The sequence below is a fragment of the Mucilaginibacter sp. A5337 genome (assembly GCF_059690695.1).
In genome coordinates this window covers 224349-244112 of record NZ_JCAWEC010000007.1, presented here as the reverse complement: position 1 = coordinate 244112, position 19764 = coordinate 224349, and the positions used below count along the sequence as shown (strand labels likewise).

Below are 19764 nucleotides of genomic sequence, written 5' to 3'. Positions count from 1 at the left end.
ACCAATGCGTTCAGCGTCATCAGTAATGGCTAATAAAAAGTTTGCTTATCTCATACTGGCATCATTTGTTGCAGGTACAATTTTGCTGCTGGTTATTCAGTATAATTTTTCACAAAACATGCAGTCGATGCGTAAGGGTAATGAAAGCCTGCTGCGCGAACTGCATACCAGTAACCACCTGCGCGAAATTGACCGCGACCTGCTGGGGGTTGAGGCCCGTATCAGGGCAGCTATTGCAACAGATGATATCTCACACCTGGAAGGTGTTGATGCCAAGATCAAGGCTGTTAAAGACTATCTTGATTCGCTTCGTGGCGGCAACCACAACCCCATGGTTAAACAGTACCTCGACAGGCTCAATATTTTAGCCGATGAAAAAGTAAGGATCAAGAATGATTTACTGAAGCATTACTATAAAACGGGTAATATGAATGATACCAGTTTTATAGCTAACCCGCGTGCCCGCCGCATCTCCAACGAAATCACTGATATAACGCATAAGATTTATGACAATCGTCAAAAAATGATGGATGAGCTTAGTGTGGCTGTTATCCATAACAGTACCCGGGCCCGTATGTATGGCAATATGCTCATGATATTCATGTTTTTAAGCGGCGGTACTTTATGCTGGTTTATTGTAAACCAGTTCAGGCAGCAAAACAGACTGATCAACAGGCTTAATGAATCGGAAAAGACCGCACGTGAAGCATTGCTCATCAAAGAGAATTTTTTGGCCAATATGAGCCACGAAATCCGTACACCGCTTAACTCCATACTGGGTTTTACCAATTTGCTTAAACGCCGTAAAATTGATGCCGATGCCGGCGAATTTGTCGGCTTGATTCAAAAGGCAGGGGAAAACCTGCTGGCGATTATTAATGATATCCTCGACCTGTCAAAAATTGAGGCGGGCATGATGCGCATTGTACATTCGCCGTTTAGTGTACGCGGTTTGATAGATTCTATCGAAACATTGTTTAATGAAAGGATCAAAGAAAAAGGGCTTATTTTTAGTAATAAAATAGCACAGGATGTGCCCGATACGCTTATTGGAGATGCGACACGTTTAACCCAAATTTTGGTAAACCTGATAGGTAATGCTTTGAAGTTTAGCGAGCGTGGTTGTATCAGGGTAGAGGTTTACAACAAACAGATAAGTGATAAAACAATTAAGCTTGGCATAAGGGTGGCCGATGATGGTATCGGTATTCAAAAGGACAAGCTGACCTCCATATTTGAGCGTTTTAACCAGGCCGAAGATTCTATTACCCGTAGCTACGGCGGTACAGGGCTTGGGCTTTCAATAGTTAAAGACCTGGTTGTTTTGCAACTTGGAGAAATAGAGGTAACCAGTGAACCGGGAAAAGGCACCGAGTTTAATTTTTATATCCCATACACTATTGCTGATAATCAGGTTACCGGGCACATTGACGAAGAAGCGTTGGATTCGGAAGTGAAAATAAGCCACGACTTAAATATTTTGGTAGTTGATGATAATATCATGAACCAAAGCCTCATGAAGCATATGCTTACGCAATGGGATGCCGGGTTTGATGTAGTATCAAATGGCGAGGAAGCGATTAGCAAACTAAAATCGGAAGCTTACGATGTTGTGCTGATGGATATCCAAATGCCGAAGATGGATGGATATACAACAACCTATCATATTCGCAACGACCTTAAACTGGAGATACCTATCATTGCCATGACAGCCCATGCCATGGCCGGCGAGCGCGAAAAATGCCTGAGCCACGGTATGAATGAATACATTGCCAAACCGGTAAATGACGATGACCTGTTTAAACTGATCGTGAAGTTTGTACCCGGAGCGTCGCGTTCGGAAAGTCAGGCGGTTGCCAATGTGCATAATTACCAGTTTATCGATCTCAACTACATGAAAGAAATCAGTAAGGGTAATATCGATTATGAGAAACTGGTTACCTCTCAATTTATTGAACTTACACTGGCTGATGTAAATATGCTTAAAAATATGTTCAGTGCTGAAGATTTTACTGGCTTGAAAAGCACCGCGCACAATATGAAAACAACGGTAGCCATTATGGGCCTGCTCCCCGCTTTAGAAGCCGATTTGGACGAACTCGAACAAGCAACCGTAGCCGATACCGAAACTTTAAGGCTTATCAATGATATTACAGCGGTATGCCTTAATGCCATTGATGATGCCAAACATTTTTATGGTACGCTTGTTTAAATCTCATTAATTTGTGCTGTTACACTGGTTGAAGTTTAGCGATAGCGTAACTTCGACCTAAAATAGTGGAAGCATCCTGCTTCCGCGTTTGTAAAGCAAAGCAGTTATATTATTCCTTTTTATCGGGACAAGCTGAAAGCTTGCCTTGTTTTGGGACGAAGTTACGCTATCGCTAAACTTCGACCAGTTTAAGTTAGGGAGAAGCATGTGATGCGTCTCCATCTGTTTTAACATAGCCCTTCACCGACAGTTTTTGCCTGTCCAACGAATCCTATACCAATTGCCATAACAGGAGCCTTAGTTTTATAATAACAAAATTATCGCTCAAAGCTCATGGCAACATTAACCGCAACCCCACAACAATTAACCAAAACCAACGCCCAGCTCGCTGCATTTGGCAATCCCGGTAATTTTATTGAGCCGATTTTTCCGGGTAAGGTTTTAAATCCCTACGCTTTTTTGGTTGATATTTCCGAAAAGGCACATACCCGCGAAATGGCCATAACCAATATGCTGGCTTCGGCAGGGATAGGTATGTGGAGTTATGGAGTTTACAGTAAAAAGTTTCATTTATGCCCCGTAGCCAGTGGCTTTTTGGGCATGAAGGGAAGCAGCACTTTTGGATTGGGAGTATTGATGAAAAAGTTGATACAATGGAACCAAAAGCATGTTTTAGATACGGCTAAATCGGCATGCCGTACCCAGCGGGAATTTGAAACCGAGCTGCATATAAATACTATCGATGGTTGTCATAGCCGCTGGCTTAAAATAACCGGAAAGCTTTATTGTAGTGATGGATTGGCTATGAAAATGATGGGAACCCTAACTGATATTACGGCGGCTAAACAGGAAGAGCTCCGCAAAAATGATTTGATGGCGTTCCTTAACCATGAATTACGTACGCCATTAAGTACCATTAAGTTATATATTCAAAATACAGCCCGTGTTGCCCGGATGGAAAACAACAAACAGTTGGAGGATAAAATGCTCAAAGCGGATCAGCAAACGGTGAGCATGACGCAGTTGATCAATAATTTTTTAACGTTATCACAGGTTCAGGATGCAAAGCTAACCTTACAAAAAAGCAGTTTTAACCTGGCCGAATTGGTAAAGCATGTGGCAACTGATATGATGGTACTTTATCCAGACCGTAAGTTCAAACTGAAAGTATCAAAAGCTGTTTGGGTTACTGCTGATTACGACAAACTGGCGCAGGTATTAGTAAATTATGTAAATAACGCGGTAAAGTTCTCGCCGGTAAAAAGTGTAATTGCGCTGGCTTGCAGCTCAATTAATGGAGAAGCTATTGTTACCGTGGAGGATAAAGGCAGGGGGATTAAACTGGTTGATCAAAAACTATTGTTCTGCCGCTATTCCCGTATTCATCATGAAAACGCTTCCGGAGCAAAAGGATATGGATTAGGCCTGTACCTTTCACGTGAGATCATTGAAAGCCATGGGGGAGAGGTTGGAGTAAATAGCGAGTATGGTAAAGGCTCGTCGTTTTATTTTAGTTTGCCTTTATAGTTATCCGTTAGGCTGATATCATTTAATTTAAAATCGACTTGATGAAGCCGGCCGGTGCCGCATGTTTTTATATCATTTCTGTATCATTCTTTGCTTTTGGTAATTGCATGTTGTGAAAATTGACATACTATTACTGCCGATTCATATCATCAACATACATCTAACACAATGAGTACCATAACAGAAATTGCCAATCGCTTAGCTTCATTATGCAATGAGCTTAAATTTGTTGAAGCCTATACTGAGTTATACGCTGATAATGCCGTAAGTATCGATCCCGTCAATAAAAATGAGCCGATAACCGGCCTTACGAGTTTAATAGAATATGAAAACCGGTTTCTTGCAAATGCTGAAATTCATAGCGTTAATGTATCTGAGCCCATTTTTGCCGGAAGTTATTTCAGTCTGGTTTTTTCCATGCATTTCACTGCAAAAGGACAGGGAACTAAAACTGTTGAAGAAATATGCGTTTATAAAGTTGAAATGGGAAAAATCGTTAGTCAGCAGTTTTTTATAGGTTAGTTGATGCTGAGGGGTATTCCTTGGTTAGCCTTTTCACCAGCCAGGGTAAACTAAGGCCCTGGCCAATTAACGTAAACAACACCACCACTACCGAAATAAAGATGATAGTATTGCGCTCGGGGAAGGGACTGCCATCGGCTAATGTTGCGGGCAAACCGACGGCAATAGCCAGCGATACTATCCCCCTCATGCCCGACCAACTGATGATGAGGCTGCTTTTGAAATCAAGCAGGGCATCTTCAGTTATTTTATGTTTTCCTTTTTTGAAGGCATTTTGCAGGTTTACTTTCTGAAGAAAAACACGCACCATCCGTAATGCCAGCGCAGCAATAGTGATCAAAAAGGAGTAACCCACATAAGGCCAAACCTGCGCTTTCGGGATGCTTTTGATCACATACGGGAATTGCAGACCGATAAAAATAAAGATCAGCCCGTTTAGTAAAAAGATTATGATATCCCAGATTGATTTGGATTGTTGTTTTAGTTTTTCGGGGAAAACTTTGGCGCTGAAACGGGCAATACTCAACCCTAAAATAACCACAGCAATAACGCCGGATACGTGAACGTGCTCGGCAACAAGATAAGTTACAAAAGGCATCAGGAGCATAAAGCTGATCGTAACCAGATCATTTTTATGCACCCGTTTAATAATGAACGCCAGTATTTTCCCCATCACCAAACCAACCAGAAATCCACCGGCCATCAGTACAAAAAAATCCAATGTTGCCCGCCAGAATATAAAGGCAGCACCCGTTACAGATGCAACAGCAAAACGATAGGCTACCAATGCCGATGCATCATTCACAAGGCTCTCGCCTTCTAAAATGGTATTAGTGCTATGTGATAAACCAAGGCCTTTAGTAATACTCATGGCTGCCACCGCATCCGTAGCCGAAAGGATAGCACCCAAAACAAAAGCCAGCGGCCAGGTCATACCCGGTATAATGTAATGGGCTAATACTGCAATGCCCGAAGCCGTAATAAACACCAATGAAATAGCCAGCGTACCTATGGTATTAATATTTGTTCTGAATGTTTGAAAGGAAATATTGAAAGCGGCATCATACAGCAATGGCGGCAAAAATATCAGGAAAACAATTTCGGGATTAAGCTCAATATCGGGGATAGACGGAACAAAACCTACCGCGATACCTGCTACGATCAGTAAAATTGGATAAGGCAGTTTTACTTTATCGGCCAGGGCCGACAGTCCGATCATCACAGCAAGGATAAATATAACTATAGTGTAGTTTTCCATAAACAGCTACGCTTTTAATAAAATCGGGCAATTTAACGGGATGGTGCTTTTTCAGTCGTTCATCAGTCAACCATCAGGTATGTAAAGATGTTATTTTGGTTCGATAACATCATATATTTTTAAGACAAGATAGTACAGGATGCCAAATCATGATGAAAACTTTAGTATTGTTTTAATTATAAACTTAGCAGCTTTCACGTACAAAGCCTTATCATCCGGACCTGTGGGTTGGGTGGTTGAAAACATTCTAATCTTCCTGATGCAAAATATCTATAAAAAAACCGCAGTCATACTGCTCATGTTTAATGCCCTTGGTTTAAGTACCAAAAGTTTTGCTCAAACCAAAACCATTAAACAAGATAAACTTTACAGCGGTTTTAAAACCACTCCCGATTCTGTTCAAACAAGTGTATACTGGTATTGGATCTCCGGAAATGTCTCTAAGGAGGGTGTTGTTAAAGATCTTGAATCGATGAAAAAGATAGGCATCAACCGGGCATTTATCGGTAATATCGGGTTGGATGAAATTCCTTATGGAAAAGTAAAATTGTTTTCGGATGAGTGGTGGGATATCATGCATACAACGCTTAAAACTGCTACCCGGCTCAATATAGATATCGGCATCTTTAATGGCCCGGGTTGGAGCCAGTCGGGCGGGCCCTGGGTTAAGCCGGAGCAATCTATGAGGTACCTCACTTCGTCATCATTGACGGTAAAAGGTCCGGTTAGCCTTGATAAGAAATTGGAGCAGCCTCAAAAGCAGTTTCAGGATGTAAGAGTAATCGCGTTTCCAGCGCCGGTGGGCTATGGTGAACATATGGTGAGCTCATTTATCAGTTCCTTACCTGTTGATCCGCACGCTAACAACCTGATGGACGGTGATCAAAATACGATATACACTATTCCTAACGATCCAAAGCCCACCGTGACTATCGACGCCGCTTCGCCATACACGGCGCGCAGTTTTGTTTTTTACCCGGCACATAAAGAGCTAAGGTTTGAGGGCGAGATCCAGGCCCGCGATGCTGCCGGCAATTATCAAACTGTTAAACACTTTGTGATTGACAGGAGCAACACCAATTTAAACGTAGGTTTTAATCCTTATTCGCCCGCCGCGGTTTCTATCCCTGCCACAACAAGCCAAAGTTTCAGGATTGTATTTAACAATGGTTCGCAGGGAAGCGATATAGCCGAGCTTAAAATTTCGGCCTTGCCCCATGTAGAGAACTATGCCGAGAAAACTTTAGCTAAAATGTTTCAAACGCCGTTGCCATACTGGAAAGAATATCAATGGAAACCGCAGCCGGTAATTGATGACCAACAATATGTGATCGATCCGCAAAAGGTTATCGATATATCCAAATATATGCAGGCCGATGGCACCCTGAAATGGGATGTACCTGCTGGCAATTGGATCATCATGCGCACTGGTATGACACCAACTCAGGTTACCAATGCCCCGGCGCCGCCCGAAGGTCGTGGTCTCGAAATTGACAAAATGAGCAAAAAGCATATCGAAGAACATTTTGACGCTTTCCTGGGACAGATCCTGAAACGCATTCCCGCGGCCGACCGCAAAAGCTTTAAAGTAACTGTTGAAGATAGTTATGAAACAGGCAGCCAAAACTGGACGGACGATATGCTCAAAAACTTTAAAGCGAAATATGGCTACGATGCTTTACCTTACCTGCCGGCACTAAATGGCAGTGTGGTAGGCAGCCAGGATCAAAGCGACCGATTTTTATGGGATTTGCGGCGTTTTGTTGCCGATAAAGTTGCTTACGAGTATGTTGGCGGGTTGCGAGATGCAAGCCATAAGCATGGGCTTACCACCTGGCTCGAAAATTACGGGCACTGGGGCTTCCCGGGCGAGTTTTTACAATACGGTGGACAATCGGATGAAATAGGGGGAGAGTTTTGGAGCGAAGGTGATTTGGGGAATATCGAAAACAGGGCAGCTTCATCTTCGGCACATATTTATGGTAAAACCAAGGTTTCTGCCGAATCATTTACCTGTGCCGGTGGTCCGTTTTCGCGTTATCCAGCTTTGATGAAACAGCGTGGCGACCGTTTTTTTACTGAGGGTATTAATAATACTTTATTACATGTGTATGTAACCCAGCTCGCCGACAACAGGGTGCCAGGATCAAACGCATGGTTCGGTAATGAGTTTAACCGCAACAATACGTGGTTTTATGATATGGATATGTTCATTAGTTATATCAAACGCTGTAACTATATGCTGAGGCAGGGTAACTACGTTGCCGATGTAGCCTATTTTATAGGTGAAGATGCGCCAAAAATGACAGGCATACGCGACCCCGAACTGCCGCAAGGCTATTCATTTGATTATATTAATGCGGAAGTATTGAATGGGAGGGCAAAAGTAGTGAACGGTAAGCTGGTACTGCCGGGTGGTATGAGCTACAGGCTGTTGGTATTACCAAAACTGGCCACCATGAGGCCCGAATTGCTAAAGACTATAACCAGGCTGGTTAACGATGGCTTAGCTATATTGGGCTCTAAACCGGAGCGTTCACCAAGTTTACAAAATTACGCTACTGCCGATGTTGAGATCAAAAAAATGGCTTCGGTACTTTGGGGCAACATCGATAGTGTTTCGGTGAAAACGCATCAATATGGCAAAGGATTGGTGATTAACGGCATGGATATGCAGCAGGCGCTTGATTTGCTTAAAGTTGTGCCAGATTGTAAGTTTAATACTGTTGATCAGGCGTTGTTTATCCATCGCAAACTAACTGATGGCGACATGTATTTTGTATCCAACCAAACTACGCAAAATATCGATATTAATGCTGCCTTCAGGGTTCATGGAAAAGCGCCTGAGCTTTGGGATGCAACAACCGGCAACTGCCGTAACCTGCTCAATTATAAACAGGACGGAGGTATTACAACTGTGCCTTTGAAACTGGCTGCATATGAAAGTGCATTTATAATATTCAGGAAGCCTGCCAGTTCAAATCCGGTTAAGGGTGAAAACTTTCCTGATCAGCAGGTTTTGGTTGAGGTAAATACACCATGGCAGGTTACTTTTGATGTTAAAAGATGGGGGCCTGTCAACCCGGTTACCTTTGATAAACTGGTAGATTGGACGTTGAGGCCGGAGGAGGATATTAAATACTATTCGGGCTCGGCGGTTTATCATAATACATTTAATATCGCCCGGCTTGAAAAGAACAAACACTTGTTGCTTGATCTTGGACAGGTAAAGGCCATGGCCAAAGTAAGGGTAAATGGCATTGTTGTGGGCGGCGTATGGACGGCTCCTTATCAGCTCGATGTAACCGCTGCACTTAAACCCGGTAATAATACGGTAGATATTGAAGTAGTAAATACCTGGGTTAACCGTTTAATTGGCGATAGCAAATTGCAACCAAATGAACGCCACACCTGGACAACTGTAAACCCTTATAAACCCGAAAGTGCGCTTGAAGCTTCGGGGCTGACCGGGCCGGTGACTATTAAATCGGTTGTGTATTGAGAGAGAATATAAACATAACGATGTCATTGAGGAACCATCAGGGGAATCCTGAAAAAAAACGTGATGACGTATAAAATATATTTGGGCGGTGGTGTGCGGCGGCCGCGTTAGTGATAGGAGCGGATACCGGCCTTGTGGCTAATGCCTTGTGCAGTATAAGCGTATAGCACGGGCCGCAGGCAACGCCCATATCATAAAAATTATCAAAAAAAACATACTTAATAATCAATAACTTACAATTACGTCATTATAAGCGAAGCGAGGCAATCGCACGGAAGCATATCCGCTCTGTATAGCATGCGATTGCTTCGTCGTTCCTCCTCGCAATGACATGGATTTTAGTCCTTTCAATGTCTTTTTATTAGGCAGTTAAGGAGATAAGTAGTATCGAAGAATTTAAAAAAGTATTGTCACGTGAAGAAAACCCTCTCCATACTCATATTAGCCATTGCTGGCGCAATCTGCAAAGCCCAAAAACTGCCGCCGGTTTTTGACGCCAAACGATCTGCCGAAGCACAATCGACAGAAACAGTACGGAAATACTTATCGCCTGTACGCATCTTATGGAAATCACCTGATGCAGCAAGTAATATCACAAATGCCGAAAAGTTGCTGAAACTGGGCACCGGGCAGGCTGATCTTTCGGGTAATGATCTTTGTATCCTCCAAAGTAATGAAAAAGGTAAACCAGGTTTGCTACTTGACTTTGGCAAGGAACTACATGGCGGTTTACAATTAGTAACCGACCAGTCAAGAGGCGGCAAGCCGGTAAGGGTTCGCATCCGTTTTGGCGAGTCGGCAAGCGAATCTATGTCAAATATTGATACCATAAAGGGGGCTACGAATGACCATGCCATGCGCGATATGATAGTGTCACTACCCTGGTTGGGTAAGCTGGAAGTTGGCAATACCGGTTTTCGTTTTGTGCGGATAGACCTGGTAGACGATAACAGCCAGCTTAAGCTGAAAGAAGCACGGGCTATTTTTATTTACCGCGATATCCCTTACCTGGGCTCATTTAAATGCAGTGATACCCTGCTCAACAAGATCTGGCTTACCGGAGCTTATACCGTGCATCTCAATATGCAGGATTACCTTTGGGATGGCATCAAGCGCGACAGGCTGGTATGGGTAGGCGATATGCATCCCGAAACATCAACCATTGCCGCTGTGTTTGGCGATAATGCAGTGGTTCCTAAAAGCCTTGACCTTGCCCGTGATATTACCCCATTGCCTGGGTATATGAACGGTATGGTATCGTATTCTATGTGGTGGATCCTGATCCAGCGCGATTGGTATATGCACACCGGCAACCTAAAATATCTGCAACAACAAAAAGTTTATCTTGTAAAGTTGCTAAACCAATACGCAGTACAGATTGATGACAACGGAAGTGAAAAGCTGGAAGGGGCTGGCAGATTTTTAGACTGGCCATCGAGCGAAAATAAACCTGCTATCCATGCCGGCTTGCAAGCGATGCTGGTAATGACCCTTAATGCAGGTGCAGAGCTTTGTAAAATACTGAACGAACCCGTTACAGCACAAAAATGCGAAGCCGCCGTTGCCAAACTTAAAACCAATGTGCCCGACGCCAATGGTTCCAAGCAGGCGGCAGCTTTACTGGGCTTGTCGGGTTTGTTGCCTGCTCAAAAGGCAAACGAGATCCTTTCGGCAGGAGGGGTGCATAATTATTCTACCTTTTTTGGTTATTATATGTTGTTGGCCAAAGCCAAAGCTGGCGATTACCAGGGCGGTATTGAGGCCATCCGCAATTTTTGGGGGCCAATGCTTAACCTTGGCGCTACTACTTTTTGGGAGGATTTTAATATCGACTGGTTGCCCAACGCCTCTCGGATTGACGAACTGGTGCCCGAAGGTAAAAAAGATATCCACGGCGATTATGGCGCTTATTGTTATAAAGGTTTCAGGCATAGCCTTTCGCACGGGTGGGCATCGGGGCCAACGCCCTGGCTAACCGAATATGTGTTGGGTGTAAAGGTGATAGTACCGGGTTGTAAAGTGATTAAGATCGAGCCCCATTTGGGCGATCTTAGCTTTGCGGAAGGAACTTACCCAACGCCTTATGGCATTGTAAAGATCAAACATGTTAAGCAGGCCAACGGAAAAGTGAAATCCACTATTAGTGCGCCCGCAGGGGTTAAAGTAATTCAATAAACATTACCGATGTGGCTGGCAAAAACGTAGCGTATTGCCATCGGTGTCGGTAACATAAAACTCGCGTGTTCCCCAGGTTTGGTCAGTTGGCCCCTGGTGAACTGGTGATTCTTTTTTTGCAGAGGTATCCAATCCGCACGAAACATAATGTTTAAACCTGTTGTCCACATCCTCTATCCAAACATTCACAACAGAGCCAAACAAACGATCGCTTTCGTATATGGTTAGCTGTAATTCTCCAAATTCGCTTGTGAGGTCAATAACGCCGTCATCGGCTGTGGCTTCCGGGTATTTGAGCCTGAAATCAAGTATATTAGTATAAAAAACTACAGCCTGCCGAAGGTCGCGGCATTTAAAAAGCGGAATCATTTTCATGGCGAAGTATTTTCTTAAAGTTAGCTGTAAATTTTTATCAATCGAAATATCTAAAATACCATAGTTGATATTATTGTACTTTTCACCGTTGCCGGATAAATTTGTTACCCTGCTATTGTTATTAAAATGCTACATTGGTATGGTTATAAGCTGTATACCTGTGTAGGTGAAAAAAAACGTGTACTTATGCAGGTAGAATAAAGCAACCTCAACCTGAATGCGCTGCAATGTAAAATACCTGATAAACTGATATAAGCTGTAAAGCCGCCAATGAAAGAGATTATTGATATAGTTGCCGCTTATGATGAGGCCTATGCGCTTGGCAAAAAAACAGCGCTGGCCACCGTTGTACTGGTAGAGGGCTCTGCCTATCGCCGGGCTGGTGCGCGTATGCTGATCACTGAGGATGGGCTGCTTACTGGTGCTATCAGTGGTGGATGTTTAGAGGGCGATGCCCTGCGGAAGGCCCGCCTGGTAATCATGCAGCAACAGCCACTATTAGTAACCTATGATACAACCGACGATGATGACGCCAAATTGGGCGTAGGCCTGGGTTGTAACGGTATTATCCATATCCTTATTGAACCTATAACCGGCGATTTCAATAATCCCGTTAATTTATTAAAAGATATTATTGCTAATCGCCGCTACTCGGTATTGGTTACGATGTTTTGTATTGACGACAGGAAAGCGCCGCAACCTGGCACCTGTTTGTGTTTAACAGATGATAAATTGACGGTCACTCTGCCCGAAAGTGTACCGTACAGGGCTGCGTTAATCGCAAATGCCGAACAGGTTTTAGGGCAGCAACGGTCTGAAATACGGGTTTACGAAGCAGGTGCAAATTATACGGCATTTATTGAATATATAAAACCGGCAATTTCGTTGGTGATAGTAGGAGCAGGTAATGATGCTGTTCCTTTAACCCGCATAGCCTCGGTTTTGGGTTGGAACATTACAATAATTGATGGCCGGGCCAATTACGCGGTAAGTCAGCGTTTCCCATTGGCTAATCGTATAATCACTGCCAAACCAGCCGAGGTGCTGCAGCATATCGAAATTAACGATCGTACGGCGGTGGTTTTAATGACGCATAATTATAATTACGAAATAGCGCTGCTTAAAGAAATATTGCAAATCCATTTACCTTATATCGGCATTCTCGGCCCTAAAAAGAAGCTGGAGCGCATGCTGGCGGAGATTGAAGGCCCCGGCATTGTTATCAGCAAGGAACAATTGAGCAACATCTATGGCCCGGTGGGTTTAGATATAGGTGCCGAAGGTGCCGAAGAGATTGCTTTATCTGTTGCTTCTGAAATTAAGGCGGTATTATCTTCCCGCCAGGGGTATTCGTTAAAATATAAATCCGCCTCAATTCATACTTCCTATATTAAATACCTGGTTAAATAGCCGTTTTTTATTTCAATTTATATTTTGTCAGCCATCTAATCCGATATTTTGTTTTTCGATTTCGCCGGAAAATACTTTAACTGTTTTTCTTTGCCTATTTGAAATAACTATTTTGAATGGGTATTTGTCATGTGCGGATCATTAATTGTATCCAATAGTAAAATCGGCCAAACTATCAGAATTTCAGTCTTTTTAAACGGTTATTACTTTGCAGTTTTGTAATTGTACCAAGGAGTAAAAACGGTGAAAACAGGCTGTTATTCAAGTGTGTAATAATTACACTAAGATGAAGCCATTTTCCATGAATATCGGTAAATTTATAACAGAAAACGAAAGGCAGTGCAAGCTGGAATAATTTTCAAATCGGGGCCCGATCCTGCGTACCTGCTCATAAACATTAAAGTATCATGACGAGTATAACACCAAACAGCGACAAAAAAAAGATAGTAATAGTTGGCGGCGGTTTTGCCGGCCTTAATATTGCTCAGCAGCTGTATAAAAATAAGTATTATGAAGTTACCCTGGTTGATAAAAATAACTTCAATTATTTTACACCATTGCTTTACCAGGTGGCAACCAGTTTTCTTGAACCCTCAAGCATCAGCTATCCGTTTCGTAAACTTTTCAGAAACAAAGGGTTGAACTTCCGTATGGCAGCCGTTGTTAAGGTTGATCCTGCTGCGAAGATCGTTTATTTAAGTGACGGTGAACTTCCGTACGATTATCTCGTCTTTGCAGCCGGTGCAAGTACCAATTTCTACGGTATTGAAAGCATCAGGCAAAACGCAATCTCCCTTAAAGAAATTGACGATGCGCTTCGCATGCGCAACAGCCTTATCAAAACAATGGAAAAGGCAGCTGTTACCACCGACCCTGCCGAACGCCGGAAGCTTTTAACCATAGTGGTAGCCGGCGGCGGCCCAACCGGTGTTGAAGTAGCTGGCATGCTTGCCGAAATGAAGAATTATATCCTGAAAAAAGACTATCCTGAACTGATAAATGCCAAAGGTAAAATTTATATTGTTGATGGTGGCCCTAACTTGCTTGCCCCCATGAGCGATAAAACCCACAAAGAAACTCGCCAGGCGCTGATTGACTTGGGTGTCGAAGTTAAATTAAATGCTCACGTAAGCGATTTTAGTGATGGTGTGGTAACCTTTGCCGATGGTGAAACGCTTGAGACCAAAACCCTCATCTGGGCTGCCGGAATTATCGCCAATACCTTTGAGGGGATTCCTGCAAGTAGTTTAGGTATAGGCCGCAGGATGATCACCGACGAATATAACCGGGTTAAAGATGTAGAAGATATATATGCTATAGGTGATATCAGTGTGCAAATAACCGATCCGATGTATCCAAAAGGACACCCGCAGTTGGCACAGGTTGCCATACAAATGGGCCGTAATACTGCTAAAAACTTTATAAATATGGCAAAAGGTAAAGCCATAAAGCCATTTAAATATTTTGACAGGGGTGATATGGCTATTGTTGGCAGGCATAACGCCGTTGTTGATCTGTTTAAACACAAAGTACACCTCAATGGTATTGCAGCTTTATTTGTATGGTTATTTATTCATCTTATATCATTGGTAAATTATAATAATAAGATTAAAACCTTATATAACTGGGCCGTGGCTTTTTTAACAAGGGATCAGGCGCTAAGGATGATATTCAGAGGAGGAGAAAACCGGACTGATTAATAATTATTTATTTGAGTATAATATTATTTTAAGTATTAAATCCAGTTTGCTTATTACATTTGTTCCCGAAAAAGGGGCAGGGCCTTGTGTAGGTTGCTGCCCCTTTTTATTGAGAAATGATGTTCGGGTTATTATAGTTTTTGTCTGCTACATAAAATAGCTTAACTTAAGTTTGCTGTTCATTACACGGAACCTTGTCTTTAATATATAAATGAAAGTTAATTTTATTAACGGTTTAATTTTACGCTCGGCGGCTTTGTCATACAGGCAAAAGCTCAGTAAAAAAAACTTGCTTATATTATGGAATAACAGGTTAATAAAGGAAGGTATTTATATAGCAAGTAAATCGCTTTATAATGAACTTGATGCTCTTTTTGCTAACGGGCAACCAATGCATGCTAAAGAGGTACAATTACTTTCAAGTTTTTATAAATATATGGCCCGCATGACAAACCGGGCTACGCCTTTTGGCTTATTTGCAGGTTGTTCGCCGGTTTATTGGGGGACGGAAAGCAAAGTAAATCTTTCGGCAAAATTTAGGAAATATGTTGTTCCTGATGCTGTGGTGAGTTTTTCGCTTGCCAGGCAAATTGAAAATGTCAATCAATTATCGGCGGGATATAAGCTTAATAATACCCTTTATAAAGTTGGCGACGATTTGCGTTTTATCACTTATCAAACTATTGACGACCAAAGAGTTTACCAGGTAAGTGCCATTACGAGTAATGAAGTACTTGATAATATAATTGCTGTTGCAGATGATAAGATCTGGAACAAACATCAATTGATTGAAAAATTCCCGGATTTTGAAGCAGATGATTTTTTGGCCTTTATTAATGACCTCATAGATGGGCAATTGTTTAAACCGGCATTTGAACCGGCAATTGGATTTGATTTTCCTGCTTTTTTGCAAAAAACTGATAATACCGAATTAAGCAATACTATTAATGAATTGATTAATCTGCTTAACGAAGTAAATAATGATGCCCGGAAGAACCTAAACTGGTTTTTCTTTTATACCGCAATAGAAAAAATTGCCAATCACATTGCCGGCAGGGAGTTGAAAGACATGGTTCATGTAACCAGGTTTAACCAACTGGCCGACCGCGAGCTTAATCGGGCTTTGCAATTGAAAATAACCAGAGGCATAATATTACTTAATAATATTTGTGTTCCTGTGCTTAATAAAAGACTTGAGCAGTTTAAAAGCAGGTTCAGAAAGAGGTACGAAGAACAGAGTGTGCCGCTGCTGGAGGCATTTGACACGGATACCGGGATCGAATATGGGCAATGGTTTGAGCATGAAACCCTTTTTACAGAAGGATTATATGGAGGGACTGAAGCAACCCCGGCGTCGGTAGATTATACCGAAATAGACTTCAAAATGCTTAATCTGTTAAACCGCGCTAAAATCGAAAAACAGTACAAAGTTGTTTTGCCCGACAATTTTGTCAAGGAACGCAGTGCTGATAATTTGCCATTTTCCATGTCGGCAGTTTTTCAGCTTTTTGAAAATGATGTATTATATCTTGAAAGAGTTACGGGTCCGGGGGCTTTAACTATGATTGCGCGGTTTGCAGCCGGTGATGCCGAAATATATGACATAGGCTTAGAGATAGCCGCAAAGGAGATTGCAAACAGCCCTGAAGCTATGTTTGCCGAAGTGATTCATATGCCCGAAGAACGGATGTTAAATGTTATGATGCACCCTTCTTTCTGGCCTCATGAGCTGGCTTATATTGACGATGCCAAGGGGAACTCAGTTTTAAGGCTTAATGATATTTACATTAAGCTTGAGCAGGGGGTATTTAAGTTGTTTTCAAAAAAGCATCGGCGGGAGGTAGTTCCCCGGTTAAGCAGCGCCTATAATTATAACCGGTCGCAACATCCAATTTACACCTTTTTATGTGACATCCAGCACCAGATGGGTAATAGCGACTTAAGCTTTAACTGGGGGGCTCTCTCGACAGAATTTGTGTTTTTTCCGCGTGTTGAAACAAGTTATGGCGTTATCCTGCACAGGGCAACATGGAAGTTTACACCAGCTATTTTGGATGAGCTTTATAAAACCGAAAAAAACATCGATAAATTCAACCATTTGTTTGGCCTGTTTAAGGACGAATGGTTGCTGCCCGATAGGTTTTATATTGTAAAAGGTGATAATGAATTACTGATTGATACAGCAAATGAAATTAGTATACAAGTGCTTGCAAAGGAAATAGCAAGGCAGGCCCCGGTTTTGATCTTGTCAGAATGCATCCACTTTGAGCATGAGGCCGTTGTTAAAGACACAGACGGAGCACCATATATGCACCAGTTTGTTGCCCCTTTTCATTTCGACCGGCCCTTAAAACCCCAGTATTTCCAATATATTGAAAATACGCTCCAACGTAATTTTTTCCCCGGCAGCGAATGGTTATTTATTAAATTATACCTCAGCAGTAATATTGCTAACGAAGTGCTGTTAAAGCTTGATGAACTGTTAAATTATTCGGGTACTGTAAAAATAAAGCAATGGTTTTTTATCCGGTATCATGACCCTGATAATCATATCCGGGTTAGGGTTAATTTATTTCAGGAGGCCGATTTTCAGGATGTTTATATGGCTATTCGCGAGGTGCTATCACCATTTTTGACCAGTGGGCAGGTGCATGTTGTACAGCTTGATACCTACGTACGCGAACTGGAACGTTACGGGCAGCAGATTGAACAGGCCGAAGGTCTGTTTTGCATTGAAACTTCATTTTGCTGCAACGTATTCAGGCTGCTTGAAAGCAACCGTTATGATACGGAAGACTGGCTCCTTATTTTTTGGCTTATCAAAGATTATTTAAATCTGATGAGTACAGATATAAACGATCAGCTGCAATTTGTTGAAAGGCAACAGGCTTACTTTTTTGCCGAATTTGATGATAAGGCCGTTAAAATACAGATTGATCAGTTATACCGTAAATATCATAGCAGTTTAAATAACCTGTTGCTGGCATATGATGACCTGCTGCAGCAAAAAAGAATGCAGGTAGCATTATTGCTGCAGCGGTACACCATTAATTGGAATGCGAAATTTTTAGGCAGCGTGATCCATATGGCCGTTAACCGTTATTTCAGCAACCGGCAGCGCCTGCATGAATGTATCCTCTACGGGCTGCTGCTTAAGTTCCTTAAATCAGAAAAAGCGCGGAAAAGCAAAGTATAATTTACCTGAACATTTTATTGTTTAGCAAGGCAAAAAAACTGTCGCGGTAGGTAACCCCAATGGGTATTTTTTCTTTGATCTTATCAAAGATTACCATATTGCCATCAATAGCCTTAATACGTTTTAAAGCGATAATATATGATTTATGGGTTCGCGCAAAATCTTCCTGGGGTAAGGTCTCGGCCAGGGTTTTCATGCTTACCAATGAGATATGCCGTTCATTTTCGGTGAAAACCGAACAGTAGTTTTTAAGCCCTTCTATATAAATGATATCCTCAAAATTGATGCGTACAATTTTACCATGGTCGGTTTTCAGATAAAATGAATCGGGCTTGGGTTGCAGATCAATTATCGGGGCTGGTTTGTTTGATGCAAGCAGTAAAAGCTTATCAAGCGCTTTTTGTGAGGCTTGTAAAAATCTGTCGAATGCGAACGGTTTAAGGAGGTAATCGAGTACATTATTTTCAAACCCAGCCAATGCAAATTCACTAAAGGCTGATGTTATAATAACCTCGATATTTTTAGGCAACATTTTGATCAGGTCGATGCCCGAAAGCTCGGGCATATTTATATCAAGAAAAATAAGGTCAGTTGCTGATTCTTTCAAATATAGCAATGCCTCGATAGGATTAGTAAAAGTTTCGGTAAGATTAATAAAAGGCACCTTCGATATAAAATCGCTTAAAATATCAATGGCATACGGCTCATCCTCAACTATAATACAGTTAATTACTTTCATGATATTTTAAAGGCATTGTTAGTTTGCACTCATAGCTGTTATGTGTTTCATCAATTAATAATTCATATCCTTCCCGTCCATATTCATCTGTTAATCTTTCCCGGATATAATTTAGCCCTATTCCGTTTGACTGTACTTTATTAACGCTGTTATTGTTTTTATAATTGAGTGAGTAAAAATGCAGTTTCCCATCGTCAACAGCAATATGCAAAGCTGCCTCTTTTGTACTTTGGTTAAAAATACCATGCTTAAACATGTTTTCGATAAGGGTAATTAACACCAATGATACAACCTTATACGGAATGGCCCCACTTTCGATATCTATCTTCATAAAAAAAGCCTTGCTGCGGCTTTCATGAATTTTTATAAAATCTTTGATGTAGGCAAGCTCACTTTCAAGGCTGCTATAACCATCCTCATTTTTGGTTAGGGCGTACCGCATAATGTTTGACAAGGTAATAATTGACTGCCCAACTTCCGGGAGCTTTTTATAGGTTTCGGCATATAAAAAGCCGAGGGTATTAAACACAAAATGCGGGTTGATTTGTGATTTAATTACGTTGAGCTCGGCCTGTAATGCTTGTTTTTCGAGTTTTTGTTGTTGTTCAAGCATTTGCGCCTTTTCTATACCATGTTGGGCCACTTCCCGTTCGCGCTGAATCAATTCTCTTGCAAAGCCAAATGCAGCTCCCATTCCGCCGAAATAAATTGTGCGCATTATAAGGCTGGAAATTTTATTGGGGTTGGCCGAAACCAGAAAAGAAGTATGATATATCAATGCATCAACCTCAAGCTTAAATAATACAGTAATAGCTATAATAGCCATGGATGCCACAAATAAAACAGGTACCAGAAAAACAAGATTGGTAATCTTCCTGCTTATGCCCCTTAAAATTTTCCAGGTATTGTAAAATATAATAGCATTTACAATAAAAGCAAAAAAAGTGCTTATATCAATTTTTGAAAAATAGACAACCGCTTCCTCATATACTACATAAATAAGCCATCCCAGCAGGTGTTGAAAAAACACCTTAATCCTGGTTTTTGGCTGCTTTATACTCATTGTCTTAAATTTTTTGTACTGTTTTTTGACAGGTTTAGTCATCTCAAACGGCGCATTGGTACTAATTTTTTTCTATCGTTCAGAT

General features: G+C 41.8%; 12 protein-coding genes. 8 read left to right on the top strand and 4 right to left on the bottom strand.

Annotated elements, in window-relative coordinates; translation table 11 throughout:
* Window positions 1-4 precede the first annotated feature (4 nt).
* From AC59JO_RS23720 to AC59JO_RS23710, 3 genes are all read left to right on the top strand, one after another.
* The gene (locus AC59JO_RS23720) at window positions 5-2212 is read left to right on the top strand and encodes an ATP-binding protein (protein ID WP_497308464.1); all 2208 of its coding nucleotides are present in this window, start codon (window positions 5-7) and stop codon (window positions 2210-2212) included.
* Between the two features lie 333 nt (window positions 2213-2545).
* On the top strand, window positions 2546-3739 hold the full coding sequence (locus tag AC59JO_RS23715; protein WP_497308462.1) for a sensor histidine kinase: 1194 nt from the start codon (window positions 2546-2548) through the stop codon (window positions 3737-3739).
* A 168-nt stretch (window positions 3740-3907) separates the two neighbouring features.
* Window positions 3908-4261, top strand: a complete 354-nt coding sequence (locus tag AC59JO_RS23710) for a SnoaL-like domain-containing protein (RefSeq protein WP_413666966.1) — start codon at window positions 3908-3910, stop codon at window positions 4259-4261.
* Here the strand turns inward: AC59JO_RS23710 and AC59JO_RS23705 are convergent.
* Entirely contained in the window at window positions 4251-5519 is a 1269-nt protein-coding gene (locus AC59JO_RS23705; RefSeq protein ID WP_497308460.1) for a Na+/H+ antiporter, read from the bottom strand. The two genes, AC59JO_RS23710 and AC59JO_RS23705, sit on opposite strands and share 11 nt — an antisense overlap.
* A gap of 139 nt (window positions 5520-5658) precedes the next feature.
* Between AC59JO_RS23705 and AC59JO_RS23700 the strand changes: the two genes are divergently transcribed.
* Window positions 5659-9021: a glycosyl hydrolase gene (locus AC59JO_RS23700; protein WP_497308458.1), complete on the top strand. Its 3363-nt coding sequence runs from the start codon at window positions 5659-5661 to the stop codon at window positions 9019-9021.
* Between the two features lie 414 nt (window positions 9022-9435).
* Entirely contained in the window at window positions 9436-11196 is a 1761-nt protein-coding gene (locus AC59JO_RS23695) for an alpha-L-rhamnosidase-related protein (protein WP_497308456.1), read from the top strand.
* Between the two features lie 3 nt (window positions 11197-11199).
* Here the strand turns inward: AC59JO_RS23695 and AC59JO_RS23690 are convergent, their stop codons facing one another.
* The gene (locus AC59JO_RS23690) at window positions 11200-11571 is read right to left on the bottom strand and encodes a VOC family protein (RefSeq protein ID WP_497308454.1); all 372 of its coding nucleotides are present in this window, start codon (window positions 11569-11571) and stop codon (window positions 11200-11202) included.
* 270 nt (window positions 11572-11841) lie between these two features.
* On the opposite strand from AC59JO_RS23690, the gene AC59JO_RS23685 reads away from it, so the two are divergent.
* From AC59JO_RS23685 to AC59JO_RS23675, 3 genes are all read left to right on the top strand, one after another.
* Window positions 11842-12981 carry an XdhC family protein gene (locus AC59JO_RS23685; protein WP_497308452.1) on the top strand — a complete coding sequence of 380 codons (1140 nt, stop codon included), beginning with the start codon at window positions 11842-11844 and terminating at the stop codon, window positions 12979-12981.
* Between the two features lie 407 nt (window positions 12982-13388).
* Entirely contained in the window at window positions 13389-14681 is a 1293-nt protein-coding gene (locus tag AC59JO_RS23680; protein ID WP_497308450.1) for an NAD(P)/FAD-dependent oxidoreductase, read from the top strand.
* A gap of 211 nt (window positions 14682-14892) precedes the next feature.
* Entirely contained in the window at window positions 14893-17877 is a 2985-nt protein-coding gene (locus AC59JO_RS23675) for a lantibiotic dehydratase (RefSeq protein WP_497308448.1), read from the top strand.
* A gap of 1 nt (window position 17878) precedes the next feature.
* On the opposite strand, the gene AC59JO_RS23670 is transcribed toward AC59JO_RS23675, so the two are convergent.
* Together AC59JO_RS23670 and AC59JO_RS23665 are read right to left on the bottom strand one after the other, a co-directional pair.
* Window positions 17879-18616, bottom strand: coding sequence for a LytR/AlgR family response regulator transcription factor (locus AC59JO_RS23670; RefSeq protein ID WP_413666974.1), 738 nt, complete (start codon window positions 18614-18616; stop codon window positions 17879-17881).
* Entirely contained in the window at window positions 18603-19679 is a 1077-nt protein-coding gene (locus AC59JO_RS23665; protein ID WP_497308445.1) for a sensor histidine kinase, read from the bottom strand. Before AC59JO_RS23665 ends, AC59JO_RS23670 begins: the two co-directional genes overlap by 14 nt.
* Between the last annotated feature and the right edge of the window lie 85 nt (window positions 19680-19764).

What these genes read in the sequence shown, in the direction of transcription:
- AC59JO_RS23665 (WP_497308445.1), bottom strand. Translation starts at nt 19,679, where the DNA reads ATGAGTATAAAGCAGCCAAAAACCAGGATTAAGGTGTTTTTTCAACAC.
- AC59JO_RS23690 (WP_497308454.1), bottom strand. Translation starts at nt 11,571, where the DNA reads ATGAAAATGATTCCGCTTTTTAAATGCCGCGACCTTCGGCAGGCTGTA.
- AC59JO_RS23675 (WP_497308448.1), top strand. Translation starts at nt 14,893, where the DNA reads ATGAAAGTTAATTTTATTAACGGTTTAATTTTACGCTCGGCGGCTTTG.
- AC59JO_RS23670 (WP_413666974.1), bottom strand. Translation starts at nt 18,616, where the DNA reads ATGAAAGTAATTAACTGTATTATAGTTGAGGATGAGCCGTATGCCATT.
- AC59JO_RS23680 (WP_497308450.1), top strand. Translation starts at nt 13,389, where the DNA reads ATGACGAGTATAACACCAAACAGCGACAAAAAAAAGATAGTAATAGTT.
- AC59JO_RS23705 (WP_497308460.1), bottom strand. Translation starts at nt 5,519, where the DNA reads ATGGAAAACTACACTATAGTTATATTTATCCTTGCTGTGATGATCGGA.
- AC59JO_RS23715 (WP_497308462.1), top strand. Translation starts at nt 2,546, where the DNA reads ATGGCAACATTAACCGCAACCCCACAACAATTAACCAAAACCAACGCC.
- AC59JO_RS23720 (WP_497308464.1), top strand. Translation starts at nt 5, where the DNA reads ATGCGTTCAGCGTCATCAGTAATGGCTAATAAAAAGTTTGCTTATCTC.
- AC59JO_RS23710 (WP_413666966.1), top strand. Translation starts at nt 3,908, where the DNA reads ATGAGTACCATAACAGAAATTGCCAATCGCTTAGCTTCATTATGCAAT.
- AC59JO_RS23685 (WP_497308452.1), top strand. Translation starts at nt 11,842, where the DNA reads ATGAAAGAGATTATTGATATAGTTGCCGCTTATGATGAGGCCTATGCG.
- AC59JO_RS23700 (WP_497308458.1), top strand. Translation starts at nt 5,659, where the DNA reads ATGCCAAATCATGATGAAAACTTTAGTATTGTTTTAATTATAAACTTA.